This window comes from Pseudomonas sp. LBUM1672, from assembly GCF_059695655.1.
The window spans coordinates 2,426,301-2,450,949 of sequence record NZ_CP166781.1 but is presented as its reverse complement, the minus strand read 5'-3'; the positions used below and the strand labels follow the sequence as shown (position 1 = coordinate 2,450,949).

At 58.1% G+C, this 24,649-nt stretch carries 21 protein-coding genes and 2 pseudogenes; 10 read left to right on the top strand and 13 right to left on the bottom strand.

From position 1 onward, the window contains the following. Positions 1-181: 181 nt before the first annotated feature. On the top strand, positions 182-628 hold the full coding sequence (locus tag ACA053_RS11165; protein WP_109629589.1) for a cupin domain-containing protein: 447 nt from the start codon (positions 182-184) through the stop codon (positions 626-628). Between the two features lie 52 nt (positions 629-680). On the opposite strand, the gene ACA053_RS11160 is transcribed toward ACA053_RS11165, so the two are convergent. The 6 genes from ACA053_RS11160 to ACA053_RS11135 all read right to left on the bottom strand — a co-directional run bounded on the left by ACA053_RS11160 (position 681) and on the right by ACA053_RS11135 (position 8,662). Then, positions 681-1,139, bottom strand: coding sequence for a GNAT family N-acetyltransferase (locus tag ACA053_RS11160; RefSeq protein WP_497317182.1), 459 nt, complete (start codon positions 1,137-1,139; stop codon positions 681-683). Between the two features lie 24 nt (positions 1,140-1,163). Further along, entirely contained in the window at positions 1,164-1,817 is a 654-nt protein-coding gene (locus ACA053_RS11155; RefSeq protein ID WP_403104202.1) for a peroxiredoxin, read from the bottom strand. Positions 1,818-1,977: 160 nt separating this feature from the next. Continuing rightward, positions 1,978-3,375 carry a purine-cytosine permease family protein gene (locus ACA053_RS11150; protein ID WP_497317180.1) on the bottom strand — a complete coding sequence of 466 codons (1,398 nt, stop codon included), beginning with the start codon at positions 3,373-3,375 and terminating at the stop codon, positions 1,978-1,980. 166 nt (positions 3,376-3,541) lie between these two features. Then, positions 3,542-5,383, bottom strand: coding sequence for an amidohydrolase (locus ACA053_RS11145; protein WP_497395444.1), 1,842 nt, complete (start codon positions 5,381-5,383; stop codon positions 3,542-3,544). A gap of 193 nt (positions 5,384-5,576) precedes the next feature. Continuing rightward, positions 5,577-6,581, bottom strand: coding sequence for a helix-turn-helix transcriptional regulator (locus tag ACA053_RS11140; RefSeq protein WP_497395442.1), 1,005 nt, complete (start codon positions 6,579-6,581; stop codon positions 5,577-5,579). A 179-nt stretch (positions 6,582-6,760) separates the two neighbouring features. After that, entirely contained in the window at positions 6,761-8,662 is a 1,902-nt protein-coding gene (locus ACA053_RS11135) for a potassium transporter Kup (protein WP_497317174.1), read from the bottom strand. A gap of 391 nt (positions 8,663-9,053) precedes the next feature. Between ACA053_RS11135 and ACA053_RS11130 the strand changes: the two genes are divergently transcribed. From ACA053_RS11130 to ACA053_RS11115, 4 genes are all read left to right on the top strand, one after another. After that, entirely contained in the window at positions 9,054-10,427 is a 1,374-nt protein-coding gene (locus ACA053_RS11130) for a glutamine synthetase family protein (protein ID WP_109629574.1), read from the top strand. Between the two features lie 10 nt (positions 10,428-10,437). After that, positions 10,438-11,829 (top strand): aldehyde dehydrogenase family protein, encoded by a 1,392-nt coding sequence (locus ACA053_RS11125; RefSeq protein ID WP_497395440.1) that lies wholly within the window; start codon positions 10,438-10,440, stop codon positions 11,827-11,829. 3 nt (positions 11,830-11,832) lie between these two features. After that, entirely contained in the window at positions 11,833-12,993 is a 1,161-nt protein-coding gene (locus ACA053_RS11120; protein ID WP_497395438.1) for an iron-containing alcohol dehydrogenase, read from the top strand. Positions 12,994-13,126: 133 nt separating this feature from the next. Beyond that, the gene (locus tag ACA053_RS11115; RefSeq protein ID WP_497317168.1) at positions 13,127-14,692 is read left to right on the top strand and encodes an amino acid permease; all 1,566 of its coding nucleotides are present in this window, start codon (positions 13,127-13,129) and stop codon (positions 14,690-14,692) included. A gap of 176 nt (positions 14,693-14,868) precedes the next feature. On the opposite strand, the gene ACA053_RS11110 is transcribed toward ACA053_RS11115, so the two are convergent. The 3 genes from ACA053_RS11110 to ACA053_RS11100 form a co-directional block, all read right to left on the bottom strand. Beyond that, positions 14,869-15,228, bottom strand: a complete 360-nt coding sequence (locus ACA053_RS11110) for a DUF6124 family protein (protein WP_497395436.1) — start codon at positions 15,226-15,228, stop codon at positions 14,869-14,871. Between the two features lie 23 nt (positions 15,229-15,251). Continuing rightward, positions 15,252-16,414, bottom strand: a protein-coding gene (locus ACA053_RS11105; RefSeq protein WP_497394283.1) for an IS3 family transposase whose coding sequence is annotated in 2 segments (ribosomal slippage) — positions 15,252-16,159 and positions 16,159-16,414 — 1,164 coding nt in all. Because the reading frame shifts where the segments join, the coding sequence is not laid out codon by codon here. Between the two features lie 600 nt (positions 16,415-17,014). Then, a complete protein-coding gene (locus tag ACA053_RS11100; protein ID WP_497395434.1) occupies positions 17,015-18,445 on the bottom strand; it encodes an aldehyde dehydrogenase family protein in 1,431 nt (476 codons plus the stop codon). Positions 18,446-18,567: 122 nt separating this feature from the next. Here ACA053_RS11100 and ACA053_RS11095 point away from each other — a divergent pair, with 122 nt between their 5' ends. Both ACA053_RS11095 and ACA053_RS11090 read left to right on the top strand, forming a co-directional pair. Then, positions 18,568-19,470: a LysR family transcriptional regulator gene (locus ACA053_RS11095; protein WP_497395432.1), complete on the top strand. Its 903-nt coding sequence runs from the start codon at positions 18,568-18,570 to the stop codon at positions 19,468-19,470. Positions 19,471-19,516: 46 nt separating this feature from the next. Next, a complete protein-coding gene (locus ACA053_RS11090) occupies positions 19,517-19,861 on the top strand; it encodes a hypothetical protein (protein WP_497395430.1) in 345 nt (114 codons plus the stop codon). A gap of 316 nt (positions 19,862-20,177) precedes the next feature. On the opposite strand, the gene ACA053_RS11085 is transcribed toward ACA053_RS11090, so the two are convergent. The 4 genes and pseudogenes from ACA053_RS11085 to ACA053_RS11070 all read right to left on the bottom strand — a co-directional run. After that, positions 20,178-20,789 (bottom strand): LysE family translocator, encoded by a 612-nt coding sequence (locus ACA053_RS11085; RefSeq protein WP_253436847.1) that lies wholly within the window; start codon positions 20,787-20,789, stop codon positions 20,178-20,180. 223 nt (positions 20,790-21,012) lie between these two features. After that, positions 21,013-21,768, bottom strand: a complete 756-nt coding sequence (locus tag ACA053_RS11080; RefSeq protein ID WP_497395428.1) for an NUDIX hydrolase — start codon at positions 21,766-21,768, stop codon at positions 21,013-21,015. A gap of 78 nt (positions 21,769-21,846) precedes the next feature. Beyond that, positions 21,847-21,918, bottom strand: a pseudogene (locus ACA053_RS11075) (integrase); the annotation flags it as partial. A gap of 266 nt (positions 21,919-22,184) precedes the next feature. Beyond that, a pseudogene (locus tag ACA053_RS11070) lies at positions 22,185-22,330 on the bottom strand (transposase); the annotation flags it as partial. A 132-nt stretch (positions 22,331-22,462) separates the two neighbouring features. Here ACA053_RS11070 and yfcF point away from each other — a divergent pair. From yfcF to ACA053_RS11055, 3 genes are all read left to right on the top strand, one after another. Beyond that, the gene (gene yfcF, locus ACA053_RS11065) at positions 22,463-23,095 is read left to right on the top strand and encodes a glutathione transferase (protein ID WP_109629543.1); all 633 of its coding nucleotides are present in this window, start codon (positions 22,463-22,465) and stop codon (positions 23,093-23,095) included. A gap of 445 nt (positions 23,096-23,540) precedes the next feature. Beyond that, positions 23,541-23,933, top strand: a complete 393-nt coding sequence (locus ACA053_RS11060; RefSeq protein ID WP_497317156.1) for a VOC family protein — start codon at positions 23,541-23,543, stop codon at positions 23,931-23,933. A 172-nt stretch (positions 23,934-24,105) separates the two neighbouring features. Next, positions 24,106-24,570: an NUDIX hydrolase gene (locus ACA053_RS11055; RefSeq protein ID WP_497317154.1), complete on the top strand. Its 465-nt coding sequence runs from the start codon at positions 24,106-24,108 to the stop codon at positions 24,568-24,570. Positions 24,571-24,649: the final 79 nt, after the last annotated feature.

Below are 24,649 nucleotides of genomic sequence, written 5' to 3'. Positions count from 1 at the left end.
CGGTCTGAGGCCAGTGGCAGGACGCTGAATCAACAGGTCTCTACATCAGCAGAGCGATTTGCCTGGATAAAAATTCAATTGGCGTTGAATTTGCCCTGACGGACGGGCTTGTGGGGGCGCCGCTTGGCTGACGCGCCAGGCATATACTCAGTGGGTGTTGACTCATCTTCGGAGAGCAATCATGCGAACGGTGCACGTCATCGAACAAGCGCCTGCGCCGGTGAATGTCGTGGGCGAGGCGATCACGATTCTCGCAGGCGGCGACCTGAGCAAGCCCTTTGAAATGCATATTCAGGAAGGCGTGCAAGGCGGGGGACCGCCGCCGCATTTTCATCCTTGGGACGAAGCGTTCTACGTGGTCGACGGCCAGGTCGAAGTGACTGTGGCGGGCAAGTCCACCACTGTCTCTGCCGGGGGGTACGTGCATATCCCCGGCGGATCCATCCATGCCTACAAGAACATCAGCCCTACCGCGAAGATGATTGGCGTGGTGTCGGATCCACGGGGCGGGCAGTTTTTTGCGGCGGTGGATCAATTAAGGGTGCCGGAGGATTTGCCGCGGATACTCGAGATTGCCGAAGCGCATGGGGTCATCTTTCTGGTGCCGAAATCACCGCCTGCCGTGTAGCTGCCGAGTCTGCGCAGGCTTCGCCAGTGGCAACAGGGGTGGCGTGACTCAGTCAACCCTGCTTCAAGTCGAGGCAGTAGGTGTAATAACCGGTGTCGCGCACGTAACCCAACGACTCATACAACCGCTGAGCGCCGAAATTATCCGTAGCCGTTTCCAGCACCATGCCCTTGGCGCCAGTCGATAGCGCAAAGGCTCGGGCAGCGTTCATCAATAACCTCCCCACGCCCTGCCCCCTTGCCTCGGGGGCGGTGAACAGGTCGCTGAGCAGCCAGGTGCGGTGGGCGTCGATTGAGGAGAACGTCGGATACAGCTGGACGAACCCCTGCGCATCGCCGGTGGAATCCGATGCGAAAAAAATAACCGATTCATCCCGGGCAACGCGCTCAGCAATGAAATCCCGAGACTGCTGCAAGTTCGAAGGCTGGCCGTAAAAGCCTCGATAAGCGTCGAAGAGACTCGCGATTTTGTCGATGTGCGTTGTGTCGACGCGCAAGACTTGAACGGCCATGCTGAGGGTCTCCGTACGTATGAGTTACTTCGGTTGCGCCACCGTGCGCAAATAAGGTTTCACCGTTTTGAAACCATCCGGGTATTTCTTCTTCGCGTCCTCATCGGACACCGAAGTCGGAATGATCACATCTTCACCCGGACGCCAGTTAACCGGGGTGGCAACGGTGTGCTTGGCATTCAATTGCAGCGCATCGAGCAGGCGCAGTACCTCATCAAAGTTACGCCCGGCGCTCATCGGGTAGATGAGCATCGCCTTGACCTTTTTGTCCGGCCCGATGATGAACACGGAACGCACCGTGGCGTTGTCCACGGCCGTGCGTGCGCCGCCGCTGGCATTTGGATGGATCATGTCGTAGAGCTTGGCCACCACCAGGTTCTCGTCGCCGATCATGGGGTAGTTGACCGCATGTCCCTGGGTTTCTTCGATGTCCTTGGCCCAGCTTGCATGGTTACTGACGGGGTCGACGCTGAGCCCGACGACCTTGGTGTTGCGTTTGTCGAACTCCGGCTTGAGCCCGGCCATGTAACCGAGTTCAGTGGTGCACACCGGGGTGAAGTCCTTGGGATGCGAGAACAGAATCGCCCACTTGTCGCCGATCCACTCATGGAAATGCAGCGTGCCTTCGGTGCTTTCGACGGTAAAGTCCGGTGCTTCGTCGCCAATGCGGATGGTCATGATCGTTCTCCTGACTGTGAGCTCGTAGGGAAGCCGTCGGAACGCGAGTTGCGGTTCCAACGGCGTTCGGGATCTGTGTTGAACCTGTCAACGCGGATCAGTATAGGAGACGCTTCAAGACATGCCGGTGACCGGCGCATTCACTTTGTAAGTCCTTGATTCAAGCCTTTGAAGGCTGCTCAGGCAACACCGCCACCGCTGATGTTCTCGCCAGCAGGTAGTAGAAAATGCCCGGCACCACCAGCCCGACGATCCAGGAAATATCGACACCGCCGAGCTGCGCGACCATCGGTCCGGAGTAGAAATGGGTGTCGACGAAAGGCAACTGGATCAATACGCCGATGACATACACGCTGATCCCGCGCACGTTCCAGCGACCATAACGGCCTGCCGGATCGGACAACGCCGGAATGTCGTAGCGCTCTTTGTTGATGAAGTAGTAATCCACCAGGTTGATCGCGCTCCACGGGGTGAAGAAGGTCAGCAGAAACAGGATGAAGTACTTGAACGAGTTGAGGAACGAGTACTGCCCCAGCAGCGCCAACGTGGTGGACGCCGCGACAATCAACAGCACAAACACCATGCGCTGGCGGGCGGTGATTTCGAGACGGCTGCGAAAGCCACTGATGATCGTCGCCACGCACATGAAGCTGCCATACGCGTTGAGCGTCGACACCGTGACCTTGCCGAACACCACGCTCAAATACAGCAGCGAGGCCATCACTCCGGTGCTACCCAGGCCGACGATGGTTGCCACTTCATGACCGCGAAAATTCACGCCGGCCAACGCTGCGGCAAACACACCCAGCACCATGGACGCCTGGGCGCCGAGCACGGTGCCCAGGCCGACGGCAGCGAAGGTCTTCCAGGACGAGGTTTTACTCGGCAAGTAGCGTGAGTAGTCGGCCACGTAAGGGCCGAAGGCGATTTGCCAGGACGCGGACAGCGACACGGCCAGCAGGAAGGTGCTCCAGCCGAAGTGACGGTTTTCCAGCAACAGGCCGATATCATTGAGCGTCATCAGCCGGGTAAACAGATAGGCAAAGGCAATGATGCCCAACACGCTGGCCACCCGTCCGACCAGATGAATGACCCGATAGCCGAAGATCGTCAGAAACGCGATGCAGGCGGCGAAAATCAGGATACCGGCGCTGTCGCTGACATGGATCAGTTGCGCAATGGCTTGCCCCGACAGGACCGCGCCGGTGGCGCTGAAACCGAGGTACATCAGGCACACCAGCACAATCGGGATCGCCGCCCCATAGACTCCGAATTGCACACGACTGGAGATCATCTGCGGCAGCCCGAGCTTAGGTCCTTGGGCGGCGTGCAAGGCCACGACCGCGCCGCCGAGCACCTGGCCGATCAGCAAGCCGATGAGCGACCAGAACACGTCACCGCCCAGCACCACGGCCAGTGCGCCGGTGACGATGGCGGTGATTTGCAGGTTGGCGCCGAGCCACAGGGTGAACTGGCTGTAGAGGCTGCCATGACGCTCGGCCTCGGGGATGTAATCGATCGAACGGGTCTCGATCAGGGGACTTCGTTGTTGGGTCATTACGGTGTTCTCTTGTTATGGGTGGACGCTACTGACGATCATCTATGGCGCAGAACCTGTGGGAGCGAGCCTGCTCGCGATGAGGGAGTGTCAGTCGACATTTATGCTGGCTGACACACCGCTATCGCGAGCAGGCTCGCTCCTACAAGGGTTTTGTGTTTGGCCTTTATTGGATCGGCTTTTGTACGCCAGCCACAAGCGGCGCCTTGGCCCACACAACCTTGCCGCCGACCACCGTCATCAGCACTTCATTTCGGGCCAATTCATCCTCAGGCACTTGCATGAAGTTCTTGTCCAGGACGATCAGGTCGGCGAACTTGCCCACTTCCACCGAGCCGACCACCGCGTCCAGTTTCAGCTGTTCGGCAGCGTTGATGGTGATGGTGCGCAGCACCTCCGTGCGCGACAGTGCCGGGTCGGCATTCAGCCGGCCGGCGTACTTGGGGCCGTAGCTGTGTGGGTTTTGCGGATCGCCTGAGCGAGTGACGCCGATCTTCAGCGCGAGGAACTCGTCGAGCGGGTCGACGGGCCAGTCGCTGCCATACGCCACGCGTCCGCCTGCCCGGGCGATGCTGCCCGACGGTTCCATGCGAGCGAAACGCTGGGCACCGAGGTGATCGCTGGTGCCGTCGATGGTGGACGGTGCCTGCTGGGCCCACTGGAAGGACATGTTCGCGGTCACGTCGAGGGCCTTGAAGCGTGGATAGTCGGCAGGGTCCACGGACTCGTTGTGAGTGATGGCCGGGCGAAAACCATTGCCAGGCAATTGCTGACGCACGTATTCGATGCCGTTCAGCGAGTCACGCACCGCACGGTCTCCGGTGGCGTGCAGGTGCGGGTCGAGGCCGGCTTGAACGGCTTGCAACAGCAACGGCTTGAGCACTTGCGGCGGGAAGTACAGCTCACCGACGTTCTTGCCCGCTGTCCACTTCGGTGCCTTTTCGGTTCCGGCATTTTTCAAGTACGGCGTCAGCATTGCCCCGGTGTCCGCCGGGGCATTGATGATGCCGTCCATGAACAATTTGACGTGGCGCATGCTCACGCCCGGCGCGACGTTGGCTTCGCCCTGATCGTAAGTCGTGGCCAATGCCTTGGCTTCGGCGATGGTTTTTGTTGGATCCGCAGCAGCAGCGGCCGGGTCCAGTTTGATCGCCAGCAAGGCCCGGGCGGTCAGCTCGCCCGACTGCTGCAGGCTGGTGAACGCCTTGCCGTTTTCGGGCCCTGACAAGGCATCGAAGAAACTGGTGATGCCTTGCTGGCGCATGGCGTCGAGCGCGGCGCGGGTCTGGTTGAGTTTCTCTGCATCGGTGGCGGGTGGCACCACGGCGGCCATGGCATCGGCCGCGCCGTCTTCGCAGATGCCGTTCGGGTTACCGGCGCTGTCACGCACGTATTTGCCATCGCTCGGATTGGCGGTGTTTTTGTTGATGCCGGCCACGGCCAGGCCGCGGGAGTTGGTCAGCACGGTATGGAAGTCGGTGGAGCGGACCTGGATCGGACGCTGGGTCTTGAGCGCGTCCAGCGTTGATTTGTCCGGGTCGCCGTCGAGTCCGTCCATGCCCATGCGATCCCAGCTGCCGACTTCGAGCCAGACATCGGGACCCTTGTCCTTGTCGGCGTCCAGGCACGCTTGAATGGTTTCCTGGAATACCTTGCGCGTCATCGTCTGGTATTTCAGGTCGCACAAGGTCATGGCGCGACCGCCGTCCCCCGGGTGCATGTGCGCATCAATGAAGCCCGGCATCAGCATGCGCCCGGCCAGATCGATCAACTGGGTCTGCTTGCCGATGTACGCAGAAACCCCTTCGTCGCTGCCGACATAAACGATCTTCCCGCCCGAAACGGCAATCGCCTGCTGCACGGAGTTCTGGCCATCGACGGTGTAGACGTAGCCGTTGCGCATCACCATGTCAGCGGGCGCCGAGCCCTGGGTCTGACACCCCACCAGCGCCATGGAAGAAAGTGCCGTAGTGGTCGCAACCGCGATAAACAGCCTGGAAAATTTCAACTGCCTCACCTCTGTTTTTATAGTTTTGGAAGTGGCCCGGACAGACTGCCGTGCAAGCCCCTGATATGCAGGGCATACCCTATAGAGCGCCGCCGCCTGCGGGACCTCCACAAATGAGGAGGGGCAACAAAAATAGCCCAGCAACAAATCTCCCCTTGTGGGAGCGAGCATTTAGTTGGGGAGATTTGTGGCGTTAATCGCGGCGTGTGGCGTCTCGCAGGACGGAACCCAGTTCGACCTTGCTTTTCACGCCGAGCTGCAAGTAGCAGTTACGCAGATAGGTGCGCACGGTCGCCGGGCTCAAGGTCAGGATTTTCGCAATTTCTTTATAGGAATGACCGGCCGCAAACAGCATCGCCGCCGTCCGTTCCCGTGGCGGGAGCACTGCTGCGCGGGACTGCGCTTCGAGCGACAGAATCACATGCTCTGCGTTGGGACTCAGCGTCAGCGCACACCGGCCCAGACGCATCACGCAAGGGGCCTTTTGCAGTTGCCCGATCACCTCGGCCGGCAGCATCGAACCGCTCCACCCGGGCAACTCGCGCTGAATGGCGGCGCACAGGCTGGCGCCGACGTACAGCAGACTGCCGTCCAAACGCGCCACGCCAAAGTCGGTCGCGCCGTTGCCGGTGTCGCTGCGGATCATGTCTTGCACCTGGAACCGCCACAGCTGCAACAGGTGATCGCAGAACGCCGAAAACAACGCGGCCTCGCTGTCGCTGAACGCAGGAGCATCCATGCCACGGTAGAGACAGACGAAAAACATCAAGCCGCTTTCGGGCAATTCGAAGGTGATGCACATCGGATGAAAGAGGTCATGGCGCCGAGCGAAGGCGTCCACCGCTTCATCAGGATCGGTGAAGCCGCTGTCGCGCACGACCGCACCGGGTTGACTCAGGGTGTCGTGGGAGAATTTGTCGCGGCCCGCGCTCTTGTGCCATTCAGCGGCAAACGATTCGGGCAGGTTGATGCGCCCGTGCATCCAGCTTTTAGGCGGTGCGTTGACGGCTGATGCAGACATCTCGCCCCACCACGCCGACGCAAAGGGCACCAGTTGGCGGAACGCTTGCAGGCCTTCGGCGATGAACTGCGAGGCGCCACGCTCCCGAGCCAGCCGCCCCAGGTGCAGCACGCAACGATTGAACGCCTTGAGCGTTGCCATCGACGGCTGCGCGCCGACTTCATCACCCTCCTCCATCGTTCTGATCCTGTTCGCTGTACGACGTATTTTTTCGACGATGCCATAGGCCGGGTAATAGCGTCCAGCGAGCTGTTCAGGTTGTACAGCTGTTTACCAATGGTCTGCGCAATCAGCACCTCAAGACACTCACAGAAACTCTGTGAGTGGACTGACCATGTTCGCGTCCTTGTTTGTCCTTACATCTCCACCTGAGTCCCCAGTTCAATCACCCTGTTCAGTGGCAATCTGAAATATTTCAGGTTGCTGTTGGCATTCTTCAGCAGGAACGCGAACAGACTTTCTCGCCAGCGCGCCATACCCATGCGCTTGGTGGCGATCACCGTCTCCCGACTGAGGAAATAGGTCGTGCGCATCGGACTGAAATCCAGCTCATTCAAGTGACAAAGACTTAAGGCCATCGGTACATCGGGCTCCTCCATGAAACCGAAGTGCAGACTGACTCGGAAGAAACCTTCGCCATAAGCTTCAACTTCAAATCGTCGATCAGCAGGCACCCGAGGACTGTCTTCGGACACCACGGTTAGCAATACTACCTGCTCGTGCAAAACCTGGTTATGCAGCAGATTGTGCAGTAGCGCATGCGGAACTGCATCGGCCCTGGCCGTCAGAAAAACCGCCGTACCCTGCACCCGATGCGGCGGCTGCGAACGAATGCTGCTGATGAACAACGGCAGAGGCAGTGCGGTCTCGTCCAACCGCTCGACGATGATTTTTCGCCCTCGCTTCCAGGTGGTCATCAAGATGAACAGGCCAATACCGGCGATCACCGGAAACGCACCGCCCTGAAAAATCTTCGGCGCATTGGCGGCGAAGTACAGACCGTCTACCAGCAAAAATCCGAGCAGCATCGGGATGGCCAGCCAGCGCGGCGTTTTCCAAAGAAGCAGGACGACAGCTGAAGATAAAATGGTGGTGATCAACATGGTGCCCGTCACAGCGACCCCATAGGCAGCAGCCAAGGCACTGGACGACTCGAAGCCGATCACCAGCAGCACAACACCGACCATCAGCGCCCAGTTGACCGTGCCGATGTAAATTTGCCCCTGTTCCTGGCTGGAGGTGTGCTGGATAAACATCCGAGGAACGTAACCTAGCTGGATAGCCTGTCGCGTCAGGGAGAAAGCACCAGAGATCACGGCTTGAGAAGCGATGATGGTCGCCAGTGTGGACAGCGCGACCATCGGCAGCAGCGCCCAGCTCGGCGCGAGCAGATAGAACGGATTGCGCACAGCGTCCGGGTTCTCCAGGATCAGCGCACCCTGGCCAAAATAATTGAGAACCAACCCTGGCAACACCAGAATGAACCAGGCACGGGAAATCGGTTTGCGACCAAAGTGGCCCATGTCGGCATACAGCGCCTCAGCACCGGTCAGTGCCAACACGACAGCGCCCAAAATCGCTACACCCATGCCCGGATGAACCACGAAAAACTGCACGGCCCAAGCGGGGTTAAGCGCTTGCAGAACTTCGGGGCGCTGCAAAATACCGTAGACACCGAGTGCACCCAACACCACAAACCACAGCACCATGACAGGGCCGAACAGGATGCCGATTCGGGCCGTACCATGTTTCTGTATCAAGAACAGCGCCACCAACACGACCACTGACAGGGGCACAACCCAGTGCTCTATCCCGTCAAACGCCAGCTGAAGTCCTTCGACCGCAGAGAGCACTGAAATAGCCGGGGTGATCATGCTGTCCCCGTAAAAAAGTGCCGCACCAAACAGGCCGAGCAACACCAGGACCTTGCTCATGTACGGATAAGGCGCAGCCGCGCGGCGGGCTAACGCTGTCAACGCCATGATGCCGCCTTCACCCTGGTTGTTGGCACGCAGGATGAACAGCACGTATTTGATCGAGACGACCCAGATCAGTGACCAAAAGATCAACGACAGAATACCGAGCACGCCGTCATGGTTTACCTGGACACCGTAGTGGCCGGAAAATACTTCTTTCAGCGTGTAGAGGGGGCTGGTGCCAATGTCCCCGTAAACCACCCCGACAGCGGCGACGAGCAAGCCCACTCCAGAGGTTTTGGATGGGAAGTCTTCGTGTGCAACGGTTGCTGTCTCACTCAAGGGTCGCTTCTCTCAAATTACGGGGAGGAAGTGCATCCCATCCTTGGGCAATACAGTTTGCCAGGGCCATTGGAAAAGCAAGGCGCATGGACGATCAAAAAAATCGCGGCCAGTATCGTTGCGGGCAAAAGCAACGAACGTAAAGAAAGCGTAAAAATTTTTACGGCAGCCAGGTAATCCGGGGGCTGCAGTTCGAGACGTCGGTACGTGTCGAGTTCTCTTCTTCACCATTTTTGTCTGCTCGCGAGAAAACTTGCGTTCAGCAACCGTAGGCTAAGCTTAGGGCAGCTAATTGCTCACGATGCTCGCGTCTGCAGGTTTTGGGTTGTTCTGGAGAGCGTCTGCAACAGCTATTTCAGACAGGCCCAACCTATTCACGCAGGACTACGTGATGACCGAGCCCCTCCTCAGTTTTGATCAACTCAAGCGTGCTGCCGCCTCCGGCGAAATTGATACTGTTCTTGTTTGCATGGTCGACATGCAAGGCCGACTGGTCGGCAAGCGATTCCAGGTCGAGTTTTTCATCGACAGCGGCCATGAAGAAACCCACTGCTGCAATTACCTGTTGGCCGACGACATCGACATGGAACCCGTGCCGGGTTACGCCGCTGCCAGTTGGAGCAAAGGCTACGGCGACTTTGTCCTCAAGCCTGACATGTCGACGTTGCGGCGAGTGCCCTGGCTTGAATGCACGGCGCTGGTGTTGTGCGACGTGCTCGATCACCACCATCGGCGCGACCTGCCGCACAGCCCGCGGGCGATCCTGAAAAAGCAGATCGAGCGACTGCGCGAACGCGGCTACACCGGCATGTTCGCCTCGGAACTTGAGTTCTATCTGTTCGACGAAAGCTACGAGGCTATCCACAAACGCAATTACCTCAAGCCGAAGACTGCCGGCCACTACATCGAGGATTACAACATCCTCCAGACCACTCGCGAGGAGCCGGTGCTGCGGGCGATTCGCAAGCATCTGCAGGCGTCCGGCATTCCCGTGGAAAACTCCAAGGGTGAATGGGGCCCGGGCCAGGAAGAGATCAACATTCGTTACGCCGATGCGCTGACCATGGCCGACCACCACGTCATCATCAAGCACGCCTGCAAAGAGATCGCGCAGCTGCAAGGCAAGGCGATCACGTTCATGGCCAAGTGGCGGTATGATGCCGCCGGTTCCAGCAGCCATATCCACAATTCGCTATGGGACAAGAACGGCAAAAAACCGCTGTTCTTCGACGCCAAGGCTGAGTTCGGCATGTCGAAACTGATGCGCGCCTGGGTGGCCGGGCAGCTGAAGTATGCCAACGACATCACCTGCTTTCTCGCGCCCTATATCAATTCCTACAAGCGTTTCCAGGCCGGCACCTTTGCGCCGACCCGGGCGGTCTGGAGTCGTGACAATCGCACCGCAGGCTTTCGTCTGTGTGCGGAAAGCAGCAAATCCATCCGCATCGAATGCCGCATCGGCGGCGCCGACCTCAACCCATATCTGGCCTTCGCCGCATTGATTGCCGCGGGCCTGGCGGGTATCGACGAGAAGCTCAACCTCACGCCGCCCTTCGAAGGCGATGCCTACGTTGACGAACATCTGCCTGAGGTGTCGAAGACGTTGCGCGAAGCCTGCGCCGCGCTCCAGAGCTCGACGATGTTGCGCGAAGCGTTCGGTGATGAAGTGATCGACCACTACGTGCACACCGCCGAATGGGAGCAGAAAGAGTACGACCGGCGTATCACCGACTGGGAATTGCAGCGCGGTTTCGAGCGCTATTGAGACCGACATCATGACTGCAACGATTCAACTCATCTCACCGGTCGATGGCCGGGTCTATGTCGAACGTCGCTGTGCCGATGAGACTCAACTCGAACAGGCACTGACGGCAGCCGCAACGGCCCAGGCTTTATGGAGACGCCGGCCACTGAGCGAGCGCGCCGCATTTTGCAGCGCTGCGGTGGACGCGATGCTGGCCATGAAAGACGAAATCGTCCCGGAGCTGGCCTGGCAGATGGGCCGCCCGGTGCGCTTTGGCGCGGGCGAACTGCGCGGCTTCGAAGAGCGCGCCCGGCATATGATCGCCATTGCGCCTGAAGCGTTGGCAGCGGTTGAACCCACGCCTGTCGCCGGTTTTCGACGGCATATCAAACGTGAGCCGCTCGGCACGGTGCTGGTCATCGCGCCATGGAATTACCCCTATCTGACGGCAGTGAATACGATCATTCCGGCGTTGATGGCCGGCAACAGCGTCATCCTCAAACACGCTTCGCAAACGCTGCTGGTGGGTGAACGGTTCGGCGAAGCATTTCGCCGTGCCAATCTGCCCGAAGGTCTGTTCCAGAACCTGCTGCTCGATCATCGCCAGACTGGCGAGATCATCGCCTCCGGCCGCGTGCAGCAGGTGAACTTCACCGGTTCGGTCGACGCCGGCAAAGCCATGGAAACCGCCGCAACGGGCCGCTTCCTCGGCCTGGGCCTGGAACTTGGCGGCAAAGACCCGGCCTACGTTCGCGCAGACGCCAACCTTGAACATGCGGTGGAAAACCTGGTGGACGGCAGCTTCTTCAACTCCGGGCAAAGTTGCTGCGCCGTCGAGCGCATTTATGTCGATGAAAAAATCTACCCGGCGTTTGTCGAGCGTTTCGTCGCACTGACGAATCAATATGTGCTGGGCAATCCACTGGACGAAGCCACCACGCTCGGCCCGCTGGTGAACCCGGGCGCGGCTGAATTCGTGCGCAGCCAGATCGCCGACGCGTTGGCAAAAGGCGCCAAGGCACTGATCGATCCGAAGGCCTTTCCCTTCGACGCACCGGGCAGCGCCTACCTCGCGCCGCAGGTGCTGATCGACGTCACTCATCAAATGTCGGTGATGCGCGAAGAAAGCTTTGGCCCGGTGGTCGGCATCATGCCGGTGGCCAGTGATGACGAAGCCATCGCCTTGATGAACGACAGCGAGTTCGGGCTCAGCGCTTCCCTCTGGACCCAGGACCTCGCCGCCGCCGAACGCCTCGGCAACGAGATCGACACCGGCACCGTATTCATGAACCGCTGCGATTACCTCGACCCGGCCCTGGCCTGGACCGGCGTCAAGAACAGCGGCCGCGGCGTGACCCTGTCGCGCCTGGGTTACGAACACCTGACCCGGGCAAAATCCTTCCATTTGCGCCACGAGATCTGAGCCATGAGCCTGACCGGGAACTGGAACTACCCCACGAGCATCCGCTTCGGTGTCGGCCGCATCAGCGAGCTGGCCGAGGTCTGTCGCAGCCAGGGTATCCAGCGACCGTTGCTGGTCACCGACAGCGGCCTGGCGCGCGCGCCGATCACCACGGCCGCGCTGGATTCCTTGCGTGATGCCGGCCTCGGTGTCGCGCTGTTTTGCGACCTCAAGCCCAATCCCGTCGAAGCCAACCTCGCGGGCGGGCTCGATGCCTGGCGCGCCGGCAAACACGATGGCGTGGTCGCCTTCGGCGGCGGCAGCGGCCTGGACATGGGCAAGCTCATCGCCTTCATGAGCGGCCAGACCCGGCCGGTCTGGGATTTCGAAGACATCGGCGACTACTGGACTCGCGCCGACGAAAGCCAAATCGCCCCGGTTATCGCAGTGCCGACCACCGCAGGCACCGGTTCGGAAGTCGGTCGCGCGGCGGTGATCATCGACGAGCGCACCCACACCAAACGCATCATCTTCCACCCGAAAATGATGCCGCGCGTGGTCATCAGCGACCCGGCCCTGACCGTCGGCATGCCGGCAAAAATCACCGCCGGCACGGGCATGGACGCCTTGGCGCATTGCCTGGAAGCCTACTGCGCTCCCGGCTTTCACCCTTTAGCCGACGGCATCGCAGTGGAAGGCATGCGTCTGGTGGCCAACGCTTTGGTACGGGCCGTCCACACACCCTCCGACCTGGATGCACGTGCGCAAATGCTCGCCGCCGCCGCGATGGGCGCCACGGCATTCCAGAAAGGCCTGGGCGGCATGCACGCCCTCTCGCATCCGGTCGGCGCGCTGTACGACACCCATCACGGCATGACCAACGCCACCTTCATGCCCTACGTCTTGCAATTCAATCGCCCGGCCATCGAAGAGCGCATCACACGCCTGGCGGCTTATCTGCGCCTGCCCTCGCCCGGGTTCGACAGCTTTCTGGCCTTCATCCTCAAACTACGCAAAGACATCGGCGTGCCGCACACGCTGGTTGAATTGGGCGTGGATGATCGGCAAGCAGACTTGATCGCGGACATGGCCATTGTCGATCCCTCTGCCGGCGGCAATCCATTGCCATTGACTCGGGAAGGCGCGGCAAACATTTTCGCGGCGGCTTATCACGGCCGTATTTAGAGCAGTTGTCTGTCCAGACATAAGGCATGGACAGTGTGTAGCGGTTGGAAAAGGAGCAGTACGACAAGGGGTTGAAAGCCAGCCCATCCGGGACCCGGATGGATGCGTATCAAAACCTGAAGGGGCACACAACATGAATCCAGCAAGTCAGCCCGGCACAAGCGCGCCGCAAGACGATGACGTCAAGGTGTTGCACAGCATGGGCTACGCCCAGCAGCTCTCGCGACGCATGGGCGTTTTCTCCAACTTTGCCATTTCCTTTTCGATCATCTGCATCCTCTCGGGTGGCATCAACTCACTCGCCCAGGGCACCTCGGGTGCAGGCGGCGCGGCCATCGGCATCGGCTGGCCAATCGGCTGCCTGATCTCCGGGGTTTTCGCCATGGCCATGGCGCAGATCTCCTCCGCCTACCCCACCGCTGGCGGCCTCTATCACTGGGGCTCGATTCTCGGTAACCGCTTCACCGGCTGGCTGACGGCCTGGTTCAACCTGTTGGGGCTGGTCACCGTGCTCGGCGCGATCAACGTCGGTACTTATTACTTCTTTTTCGGCGCCTTCGGACCGGCAATAGGCATGGAAGACACCACCACGACACGGGTGATTTTCCTGGCGATCCTCACGGGCCTGCAAGCCTTGTGTAACCACTTGGGTATCGGCCTGACCGCGAAACTCACCGACTTCTCGGGCTATCTGATCTTCGCCACGGCACTGGCGCTGACCATCGTCTGCCTGATCTCGGCGCCCAGCTATGAGTTCGCCCGGTTGTGGACCTTCAGCAACTACTCCGGCGAAGCGGGCGGCAGCGTCTGGCCGCAGGTCTCGAACGGCTGGGTTTTCATGCTTGGCCTGCTCTTGCCGATCTACACCATCACCGGTTACGACGCCTCCGCGCACACCTCGGAAGAGACCCGCAACGCCGCCATGTCGGTGCCCCGCGGCATGGTTATGTCGGTGGTCTGGTCGTTGCTGTTCGGCTGGGTCATGCTCAGCTCCTTTGTGCTGATGCTGCCGAGCATGGACGAGGCCGCGAAGCATGGCTGGACCGTGTTCTTCTGGGCAATGGACACGCAAGTGAACCCGACGGTAAAAACGGCGCTGTACGTGGCCATTTTCATCTCGCAATTCCTCTGCGGACTGGCGACCGTGACCTCGGTGTCACGGATGATCTTCGCCTTCTCCCGCGACGGCGGCCTGCCCTTCTCCAGAGCACTGGCCTCGGTCTCGCCGACCCTGCGCAGCCCGGTGGCGGCGATCTGGACCGGCGCCACCCTCGCAGTGCTGTTCGTCTGGGGCTCGTCGGTGATCTCGGTCGGCGAAACGCCGGTCTATACCATCGTGGTCTCCTGCACGGTGATCTTCCTGTTCTTCTCCTTCATCATCCCTATCGTGCTGGGCCTGTTCACCTACGGGACGTCGAAGTGGCCCACCATGGGACCGTGGAACATGGGGCGCTTCTGGTTCACCGTGTTTGCCCTGCTCTCAATCCTGTCGATGGTGATCATCTTCATCATCGGCATCCAGCCACCGAACGATTGGGCGCTGTACATCACCATCGGCTTTCTGGTGCTGACGGCCATCGTCTGGTTCGGCTTCGAAGCCCGCCGCTTCCAGGGGCCGCCGGTGGGCGACGTGATCATCAGACGCCAGGCTGAAATCGCTGCGGCGGAAGAGGCGTTGAATAAACGCGCTGGCGGCTGATACCACCACCCTAAAAAACGGGACGCCAAGCGTCCCGTTTTTACAAACACAAATAGAACAAACAACAAGCAACCTGTGGCGAGGGAGCTTGCTCCCGTTGGCCTGTGCAGCAGGCCCATCTTTTGGGGCCGCTTCGCTGCCCAGCGGGAGCAAGCTCCCTCCCCACAGGTCCGCGGTTAAACAGAAGGCTGAACTTTATCCAACACCCGGTTCGCCGCAACCTCCGCCACCATGATGCTGTTCGAAATGCCCAACAAGGCATAACGCGACTCACCCTCCAAATGATCCACCAACTGATGGACCATCACATCGACCGACGCCAGCGTCTCGACCAAAAAAACCGCCAGGGTTTCGGCCGTGGCTTCTGGGTCTACGGAAAACAGTTTGCTGGAAGTACGCGGGGTGGCTTTGATATCGGCGCTTGATGGGAAGTGGAAATCGAGGGCGCGTTCGGCGGCGTCGTTGAGTTTTTTTGAATCGGGTTCGTATGGGGAAACTGGATCGGTGTCGGGTGGGTTGGGTGTGATTTTGAACATACCTTAGGTTCCTAATGTAGTGGTCAACTAATCCCGGACACGACGTTAAGTTTTTCTTCGGCCCGAGCTGGCGCCAGTCCATCGTTGAATTGATGGGGCCGAATCCAGTTGTACCGATGCATCAAGAAATCACTGATATCGCGTTGGGCTTCTTGAGCAGTCCTGTAGCCCGTGGTCGGTATCCATTCTGTTTTCAAGCTGCGGAACACGCGCTCCATCGGCGCGTTGTCCCAGCAATTTCCCCGACGACTCATGCTCTGACGCATTCGATAACGCCACAGTCGCTGGCGAAATAAACGACTCGCATACTGCGACCCTTGATCAGAGTGAAACAGCAGGCCCCGAGGCCTTCCTCGTTGTTCGTAGGCCATATCCAGCGCCTTGATAGCCAGCTCGGCGTCCGGCTTTTCCGACAACGCCCAGCCCACCACCCGGCGCGCGCAAAGATCCATCACGACAGCCAGATAATGCCATTTCCCCTGAGCCCAAATGTAGGTGATGTCGCCGCACCACACTTGGTTGGGTGCCGGGACATCGAACTCCCGATTCAAGATGTTCGGGATATCCAACCGCTCAACCGTCGCCCGTTTATAAGCATGAGACCCTGGCTGTTTGCTCACGAGGTCAAGCTCACGCATCAAGCTGCGTACTTTGAACCGACCGAGTTGCTCACCATCGTCACGCATCAACGAGAGAATGCTACGGCTGCCGGCAGCACTGCGACTTTGCGAAAACAACTCGCTCACCCGGCTGCGTAGCCGAAGCCGTTCGACATCAGGCGTTCGACGCTTGAGGCGGTGGGCGTAGTAACTTGAGCGGTTGATTTCAAACACTTGGCACAGCCAATCAACCGGCTCGTGGACGCTCAGCTGATTGATCAGCGCGTACGCTCGTGATCTTCCGACATCAAGAGCGCGGTAGCCTTTTTTAGTATCGATTTCTCCCGTTCAAGGCGGGCGATCCGGGCTTCCAGCTCCTGGATTTTCTGCTGCTCTGATGTCAGCGCTTTGCTCTGCGGAGTAACGCCTTGGCGTTCCTTCTGAACTTGGTCAACCCAACGGCGCAGGGCCGACTCGCCGACGCCGAGTGAACGGCTGGCTTCGATGTAGCTGTAGTTTTGCTTGAGCACGAGGTCGGCAGCCTCGCGTTTGAACTCAGCGGAAAAGGAACGGCGTTGTTTGGTCATCTGACACCTCGATCTGGCGAGCATTCTCGCCTAAATGGGTGTCCGGTTTCATTAGACCACTACATAATGGTGTGCCAACCTCTTGCTGCTAAACGAGAGGGAGGCAGCTGCACGCAGGTTAGCAGACCGGGAAACCTAAGAAGCCGGCGCGCCCAAGGGCGCCCTGCGCACAGCTACCATCAAAATGCAGGTGCAAAACCTGACTGATAGAAGCGTCGTGCGTCTTAGGTTATCCACGGGCTGCTAAACCCGATCACTGATGAGCAGTGACACGGATCAAGTTACCGAGCGGCCTAAAAGCGCACAAGCCGGCGGATTCTGGTGCAGTCGTAGGCAACGGCGCAAGGTTTTGTAGCTTTCAGGACGTAACCTTGAGGGTGTTTAAACATACTCCCTCAAGGGTTGTTGAATAAGCTAATGCGTACTTCCTACAGACGGCGAAAGCTTCGAAAAAAATTCAGAAAGCCAATGTCGTGATTACGAGGGTAAGCATCGCATATGTGTCAGCAACGTGGCCTCTTGGATCAGCCTGCTATCGGCCAAAAGTGGACGCTAACTGCCATTCCCCATCCAGTGTTCCCAGACAGGAACCAGACCCAGTCATTTCAACGGGTCATACCTGATCAACGTCTTCGGCTCCAAATACGCGCTCATCCCCCACCTGCCCATTTCGCGCCCAAGGCCTGAATGCTTGAATCCACCGAAGGGGGCACGCGGTTCGTGGGCCAGGGTGTTGATGAGCACGCGTCCCGAATCGATCTGACGGGCGACGTTCATACAACGTTCGGAGTTTTTTCCCAGCACCAGGGCGCTCAGCCCATAGTCCGTATCGTTGGCAATGCTGATCGCATCGGCATCATCCTCGTAGGGGATGATCGTCAACACGGGCCCGAAGATTTCCTCACGCGCGATGCGCATCCGGTTGTGGGCATCAGTGAAGATCGTGGGCTTCACGAACCATCCGGCATGCAAGCCTTCCGGTCGACCTTCGCCACCCGCCAACAACCTCGCGCCTTCTTCCTGGCCGGTACGGATGTAGCGCTGCACCCGTTCCCATTGTTTCTGGCTCACCATCGGACCGATGTCGGTGTCGACGTTTCGTGGATCGCCCGATTGAATCTGTGAGACACCCTCCTTCGCAATCCGCTCGAACTCTGCCAACCGGCTGCGCGACACGAGGATACGAGTGCCGGCGATGCAAGCCTGGCCGCTGTTGAGAAATCCGGCTTGCAGCACCAGCGGCATGACTGCCTGGAAATCCGCATCGTCAAGCACCACGGTGGGCGACTTGCCGCCGAGCTCGAGCGTCACGCGCTTCATGGTGTCGGCACCGGTTCTTACCAGATGCTGACCGACAGCGGACGAGCCCGTGAACGAGATTTTGGCAACGTCGGGATGACGGGCGATTTCCTCACCTACTACATCGCCTCGTCCGTTGACGACATTGAATACACCCGGTGGCAGACCGGCCTCGTGCAACGCTCTGACCACGACCTGCGTCTGTAACGCGCTCATCTCGCTTGGCTTGATGACGGCAGTGCAGCCTGCTGCCAGCGCGGTGGCCAGCTTGTTGCAGATGAAGCCCGCATTGCTGTTCCAGGGTGTGATCAGACCGGCAACGCCCACGGGCGTGAGAATGACCCTGGCCATGCCGACCTGCTCCTCGAAATCGAACGCCTGCAGGGCATCGATTGCTTGCGCGATCACGTCGGCCGGATAAGTCGCCATCGAGCGCCCGCGAGCCGCAGGCGCACCGTATTCCGTGAGGATGGCTTCCAGCAGCTCTTCCTCCTTTGCCGCCACGGCCTGGTGCATGCGTTGCAATGCCGAAATTCGTTCTTCCCTGCTTGTACGAGCCCACGCCGGGAACGCAGCCTTGGCTGCTGCGATGGCACGCTGAGCGTCCAGTGCATCGCCCAATCGAACCTGACCAATGACTTTCTCGGTGCTCGGGTTATGAAGGTCGAACCATTCCTGACCGTGTGGAATAACGAACTCGCCGTTGATGTAGATATGTTCAATGCGTTGCATGGCGACTCCTCGCTCAAAATGACTCGCCTGAATCGAGCCCCTGTGATGAAGTCTAAGAAGGGTTCATTATTCCGATAAGCCATCCTTTTCCTTATGAAGCATCCTTATATTCAGGACAATCCATGCACAGAACAGGAATGACCGAGCTGGAAGTGGTTCTGGCCGTTGCGCGCCGCAGCAGTTTTCGCGGCGCAGCACAGGAGTTGGGCATGTCCACTACCGCCGTGAGCAGCGCGGTGGCCAGCCTGGAAGCACGCCTGAAAGTGCGCCTGTTCAATCGCTCCACGCGCAGCGTGGCCCTCACCGACATCGGGCAACGCTATGTGGCACGCATCGCACCTGCGTTGGCGCAGATCAAAAGTGCCGGCGAAGAAGCCAGCGTCGGCCCCGATGAACCCAGCGGCACATTGCGCATCAATGCACCGCATGGCGCGGCCTACCTGCTGTTGGATCCGCTATTGAAGCAGTACGCTCAGCGCTATCCCGAAGTGCGCATCGACATCGTCAGCGAATCAAGCATGGTCGATATTATCGCCGGTGGCTTCGATGCCGGGATTCGCCTGGCAGAGTCTGTGCCGCAAGACATGATTGCCGTGGCACTGTCAGGTGACATCCGGATGCTCGTGGTAGCAACGCCCGAGTACCTCGAACGCCACGGCGTGCCCGAGCATCCGCGAGATCTACTCACCCACCGGAGCATCGGCATGCGCATGGCCCATGGTGGCCTCTACCAGTGGGAATTGGAGCGCGATGGCCAGAAGCTGCAGATGGATCCGCCGGTGCGCTTCGCCTCCAACGAAGTGCTGGCCATCAAACAGGCCGTGGTGTTGGGCCTTGGCATTGGTTTCATTTCCGAGTGGTTCATCCAAGAAGAACTGGCAAGCGGCGCCCTGTTGCCGGTGTTGATGCCGTGGTGTCCGTCGTTTGGCGGGTTGAGGCTCTACTACTCGGGCCATCGCTTCGTGCCGGCGCGATTGCGCGCACTGATTGAACTGGCGCAGGAGTTGCGGCCCACGGTGGTTTGATCATGTTTCGCCCACTTTTTATCGTCCAAACTGTCCTGGAATACCCATGGAAACCCGCCACCTGCATCGCTTGCTCCAGGGAACAGCGGAGTGTAATTCCGCTGTCGAGTCTCTCATCCTCATACTTGAGGCCGCTGTTGAACTGGTGTCGATTCCGGGAAATGATTTCTGCTGGTCGTATTGGGCTGATGAGTTCAAGGCGAAAGCTGAACTACAAGCCCTGATCCACTCATTAAAAACCGGTACCTTGCCTGAGCGGTTGAACGTCGCCGTGTTGTTTGCGCCCACCGGACCGTTGCAGGAACTAGGCATAAGTAGTGGATGGGCTGAGACTTATTTGAAGGTCGCCGGCAAATTTGATGAGGTTGAAAGGTTGCTGTGGGGAAGATGAGATTGATTGGCCCTGTGATAGACAAAAAGGGAGGCAGTACACCGTTGCGGCGTTCATTCGACCCGGTTTGATGGTTGTCATGCACAGGGCGCTTTCGAGCCTGCCGGTCTACTCGCGTACGGGCCTACAAACCAGTGCAAGCTGCCCCCCTTCGGCCAAAAACCACCCATCAGAAAGGACCGCTTTCGGCCAACAGCAGACGTCCACCCAAGCATGCGACCAGGAGATCAGATCATTGAAGGCAGAGGGGGGGCTATTCGGTCAACTGCAAAGCGAAAAGGCTTTGCAGGCTTGCAAAGCCTTACTGCAGAGAAGATCAGCGCGAAACGGCCATCCAGCCCGCACAACCGGTCATTACGCCGGCTGACGCTCTGTTCAGACGCTTCATTGCCTTCGGTGACTGGATGGTGCGCTTGATTCGCGATGCGGTAACCAGGTAAACCAGTTGGATGGTGAGATCGATCCCGATGCCGAGCGCGGTAATAAAGACGACTTCTGGCCAGGTCAGCGCCGTCAGATCAAATGCATGAGGCAGCACCGCGCCGAAAAATACAACGGCCTTTGGATTACTCAGAGTCAGCACAGCGCCTGCAAGAAGGCCTCGGCTAGCTGAGCGCTTCGGAGGTTCTTGAAGTTGTTCGGTGTTCTTCGACCATAAGTTCCATGCGATGAACAGGATAAAGGCAACACCGAGCCATTTCACCGCGATGAACACAGGCTCGAACTGCAGTGCCAGCGCCGCGAGACCGAGGGTGGCGACCACCAACCAGACAGCATTACCCAGCACCATGCCGCCGATGAAAGGGATCGTAGACCTTGCGCCACGCGACACCACTTGACCTAGAAGGGCTCCCTGAGCGGGGCCGGGGATTGCTGCTGCAATCGCGAAGGGCACGACAAAAAACCAGATCGAAGAAGTAGCGCTCACGTGCGAAGCCTCCATGTTGCCTTGGTTTGCAAAGCGGCATATTCGCATTGGGTGAGCAGGTAAAACAATACGGGAAACCTTTATCAGCAGCGTGGGTGAACGGCTCGTTTGTTCAATCTGATCGGCCCAAGTGACCGTCCACTAAGGGTCGTTTTCTGCCGTCGCGAGAGGCAGAAAACGACCCAAAGCGGTCATATTTGATATGAGCACTCTGAGAACGGCGTTAAAGATGGGCCACGACCGCAGGCACGGCCATAAAAATTTCATGTTTGCGGTGCGGTCCGTTATTCCCTGAAACGTCCGTTGCCATCAGCCCTGAGCTGAAAGCAACACGGCTAATCATCTCGCGATTTGAGAGGCTGTTGGTGGGGTCCGAAATGTACGCGTTCAGCGAAATCCATTTTGCGTCCTCGATCTCATCAACGTCCAAGATGTTAATAGCATGCGTCAAGGCTCTCATCTGGCAGATGAAATGGAGGTTGGATTTGCCAAACTGATAGGGGTGTTTGGACGTAAAACCGACAATTGACTCAAATTTTGCATCGATTCCTGTTTCTTCCAGCACTTCTCGCTGGATTGAATCTTGAATTCGTTCCGTTGCTTCGACGTGACCGCCGGGCAGCTTGAATCCTTTGCTACCCCGTTCTTTCACGACCAAGATTTCGTTTGTGTCGCTCAGAACGATTGCACCTGCACCAATGGTATGTGTTGGCACAAACGGTACGAAGGTTGGATATTCCGGTTGTCGAACCAAAGTCAGCTCATCTCGCAGGCAGCTATGGAACGTAAAGCCTGCATTGATGAAAAGAGGAATGCTTGCTGCGGACGCGATCGGGACTGAGATCCAGGCAAGCGATTTTCGCTGCCGAATCAAATAGGTGATTAATTCTTCGAGATCAATGATCAGATTATTAATGTCTGCCGGCAGTGAAGTCGGATCGATCACGACTCCATTATATCGATCTAGGTCAAATCTCATCAGCGTCTCCCTTCGCCTTTTATTTCCAAGAGCGATTCTAGATCATCGACGTGTCTGGCGGGCTCAACCTACACAAATCTTTTGCCGCAATGGGGCTTTCTGCCCGACAATCTTTCCCTTGTTCCAAGGCTGATGGCTGTATGTAGCAATAGTGTTCGTGGCTTGTCCTCCACGCTCAGGGAGGACAAGGGTGGATCAGTCACAATGAGTGGTGGTCGCTATTCGACCCAGAGCAACCCTTGGCGATGGGCAGCAATCGGCCAAGGCTGTGTGAAATCTCGCTGGATGAATTAAACGCTAGAACTTGCGCAGCTCACCTGAGGGGTTGGAAAAAGAAGTACCCGATTGGTCCACGCAGACCATTCAGACCGGTATGTGGATGCGTGGACCGACTCAGGGGGCTCTGGTCCCCGTGGGTTGCGCTCGGCCTCCCGTTCAAGCTGGCGGCTGGACTGAATCCGATTGAGATAGCCGTGAGACAGATCTTCAGCACGACCGCTGAATGATAAGCCGGGCGACCTGTCGTGGCGGGGTCAACACCCTCAAAACCGAGCGCGCCCAATCTGAAGGAAGCCAGACGAGGGCGGGCGGCAAACAAGGTATTCCGGTCAGGAATACGCCCATGAAAATCATGAATTTTATTTATCGCTGTGGATCTCGTAGCGTGCCTCCTTCTGCATAAGGAGATGACCCTGTGAATAATTCCCGCCTGCGCTTGTACGTTGACTCTCAATTTTCCAGCCCCTATGCCATGTCGGCTTTCGTGGTACTCCGCGAAAAGGGCATCGAATTTGAAATGATCCCGCTAGACCTCGACGCATCCGAAAACCAGTCAGAGGACTATGCCAGCCTCTCGCAGACCCAGCGGGTACCCACACTTGTGCACGGCGACTTCGCCTTATCTGAATCGTCGGCGATCACTGAGTACCTAGAAGACGTTTTCCCCCAGGCGCCGGTTTACCCACAAGACCTGATGCAGCATGCAAAGGCACGACAAGTCCAGGCATGGGTGCGAAGTGACCTGCTGCCCATTCGGCAGGAACGATCCACATTGGTTGTGTTTTATGGACTCAAATCAAACCCCTTGTCGCCAGCTGCCGAGTCGGCAGCGCGCAAGCTGTTCGGTGCCGCACAAACGCTACTGGCCGACAGCCCCGAGTACCTGTTCGGCCAATGGTCGATCGCCGATGTGGATCTGGCCTTGATGCTCAACCGGCTGATATTCAATGGTGACTCCGTACCACCCGCGCTGGTGGAGTACGCGCAACGCCAATGGCAACGACCAACCGTACAGGAGTGGGTCAAATTACAACGTCCTCCGATGTAGTCGGCACACGTATCATTTTATGGAGAGCGGCTTATTTTTAGAGAGAGGGTTTCGGGCTCGTTTCAGAAACTAGGCCTGGGACCCATTCTCGATGGCCGGATGTAACGCAAGCAGCTTCGGGAATAGGTACAGGGTACCAATCGAAAAACGCTTTCGATCAGCGGCGGCGATTGTAATCGGAGTGGACATCGCGTTTCTGAGCAAACTCCAAGTTCGCCGACTGACCGAACGCTGGCAGATTTTACGTAAAGGCGAGGACTTCAAAATGCTGCTTGTGCTTTCACACAGCCTGGGTCGATAGCAGCCCTTCACAACAGGCAGCAATCGGCCCAGTTTGTGTAAAAACAGCTTCCAAGGTCGACGGAGTATGTTTCAGGCCAGGAGTTAAAAACAGCCTGAAAATTCTTGGTATGGTGCGAGAAGGCTTCCTCTTTTTAGGACAAAAATGATTTCACATGTATTCATCGGAGTGAATGACTTCAATAGAGCACTTGTGTTTTATCAAGGGGTCATGCAGATACTCGGACTTGATCTCAAGTTCACAGACCTTGAACGCCCATGGGCTGGCTGGAAACACCCCGACACTGCACGCCCTCTTTTCGTGGTGGGCAAACCGTTCGACGGCGAATCTGCGACGCTAGGAAATGGGCAAATGATTGCTCTGCTAGCACCTAATCGACAGATCGTACACAACGCCCATGCTTTGGCGTTGGTATTGGATGGAACATGCGAAGGCACTCCGGGCCTGCGACCCGAATACCACCCGAATTTTTATGGGGCGTACTTTCGAGACCCTGAAGGAAACAAGCTTTGCGTCTGTTGTCACGATCCAGAATAGATCAAGTGTAGGATATATTTTTGGCTGAAATCGTGAACAAAACATTGTCGAGAACCCTTCTATGATTTCTGAGGATTTCATCGCAAGGATTGCCCATGAAGCGCTTTATTCAAGCTGAACATCGAGGCTAAGGTCGCAAGATGTGTGCTTCGTTGTCGATAAGGAAATCGCCATGTCACCGAACAAGGCTTGCCCCGTCATCCTCTCCAGCATTCCTGGTGCACACATCCTTCTGTTCCGCCATCCAATAGCAGGCGTACAACTGGTCAAAGGGACAATCGAGAAAGGTGAAACTCCAGCTGAGACCGCTCTGCGCGAATTAAGCGAAGAATCAGGCATAGCCGCCTCGGTTGTCAGCAATATGGGCTGCTGGGACGCCGGGCATCTCGACCAGATATGGTCATTCCAGCTGTGTTTCACGCGGGCATCCTTGCCGGAGCAATGGACTCATCACACGCTCGATGACCATGGCCATACCTTCAGCTTTTTTTGGGCTCCGCTCGATAATTTGCCGTATGCCGACTGTCATCCGGTCTTCCGCCGAGCATTAAGCGTCCTAACTGCCAGGCTGACAGCGCGAGGTTTTGTATTGGCTCATGATCAAAGCAGAAACACATCATCCGAAGCTCCGACTTGATGTTCTCAGGCGTCTTTCGAGCGGCCGGTTATGGCCGATTTCTGTCTGTCACCAGCCTCACCGGGTCGATTCCGGTCGC

What these genes read in the sequence shown, in the direction of transcription:
- ACA053_RS11165 (WP_109629589.1), top strand. Translation starts at nt 182, where the DNA reads ATGCGAACGGTGCACGTCATCGAACAAGCGCCTGCGCCGGTGAATGTC.
- ACA053_RS11160 (WP_497317182.1), bottom strand. Translation starts at nt 1,139, where the DNA reads ATGGCCGTTCAAGTCTTGCGCGTCGACACAACGCACATCGACAAAATC.
- ACA053_RS11155 (WP_403104202.1), bottom strand. Translation starts at nt 1,817, where the DNA reads ATGACCATCCGCATTGGCGACGAAGCACCGGACTTTACCGTCGAAAGC.
- ACA053_RS11150 (WP_497317180.1), bottom strand. Translation starts at nt 3,375, where the DNA reads ATGACCCAACAACGAAGTCCCCTGATCGAGACCCGTTCGATCGATTAC.
- ACA053_RS11140 (WP_497395442.1), bottom strand. Translation starts at nt 6,581, where the DNA reads ATGGAGGAGGGTGATGAAGTCGGCGCGCAGCCGTCGATGGCAACGCTC.
- ACA053_RS11130 (WP_109629574.1), top strand. Translation starts at nt 9,054, where the DNA reads ATGACCGAGCCCCTCCTCAGTTTTGATCAACTCAAGCGTGCTGCCGCC.
- ACA053_RS11125 (WP_497395440.1), top strand. Translation starts at nt 10,438, where the DNA reads ATGACTGCAACGATTCAACTCATCTCACCGGTCGATGGCCGGGTCTAT.
- ACA053_RS11120 (WP_497395438.1), top strand. Translation starts at nt 11,833, where the DNA reads ATGAGCCTGACCGGGAACTGGAACTACCCCACGAGCATCCGCTTCGGT.
- ACA053_RS11115 (WP_497317168.1), top strand. Translation starts at nt 13,127, where the DNA reads ATGAATCCAGCAAGTCAGCCCGGCACAAGCGCGCCGCAAGACGATGAC.
- ACA053_RS11110 (WP_497395436.1), bottom strand. Translation starts at nt 15,228, where the DNA reads ATGTTCAAAATCACACCCAACCCACCCGACACCGATCCAGTTTCCCCA.
- ACA053_RS11100 (WP_497395434.1), bottom strand. Translation starts at nt 18,445, where the DNA reads ATGCAACGCATTGAACATATCTACATCAACGGCGAGTTCGTTATTCCA.
- ACA053_RS11095 (WP_497395432.1), top strand. Translation starts at nt 18,568, where the DNA reads ATGCACAGAACAGGAATGACCGAGCTGGAAGTGGTTCTGGCCGTTGCG.
- ACA053_RS11090 (WP_497395430.1), top strand. Translation starts at nt 19,517, where the DNA reads ATGGAAACCCGCCACCTGCATCGCTTGCTCCAGGGAACAGCGGAGTGT.
- ACA053_RS11080 (WP_497395428.1), bottom strand. Translation starts at nt 21,768, where the DNA reads ATGAGATTTGACCTAGATCGATATAATGGAGTCGTGATCGATCCGACT.
- ACA053_RS11060 (WP_497317156.1), top strand. Translation starts at nt 23,541, where the DNA reads ATGATTTCACATGTATTCATCGGAGTGAATGACTTCAATAGAGCACTT.
- ACA053_RS11055 (WP_497317154.1), top strand. Translation starts at nt 24,106, where the DNA reads ATGTCACCGAACAAGGCTTGCCCCGTCATCCTCTCCAGCATTCCTGGT.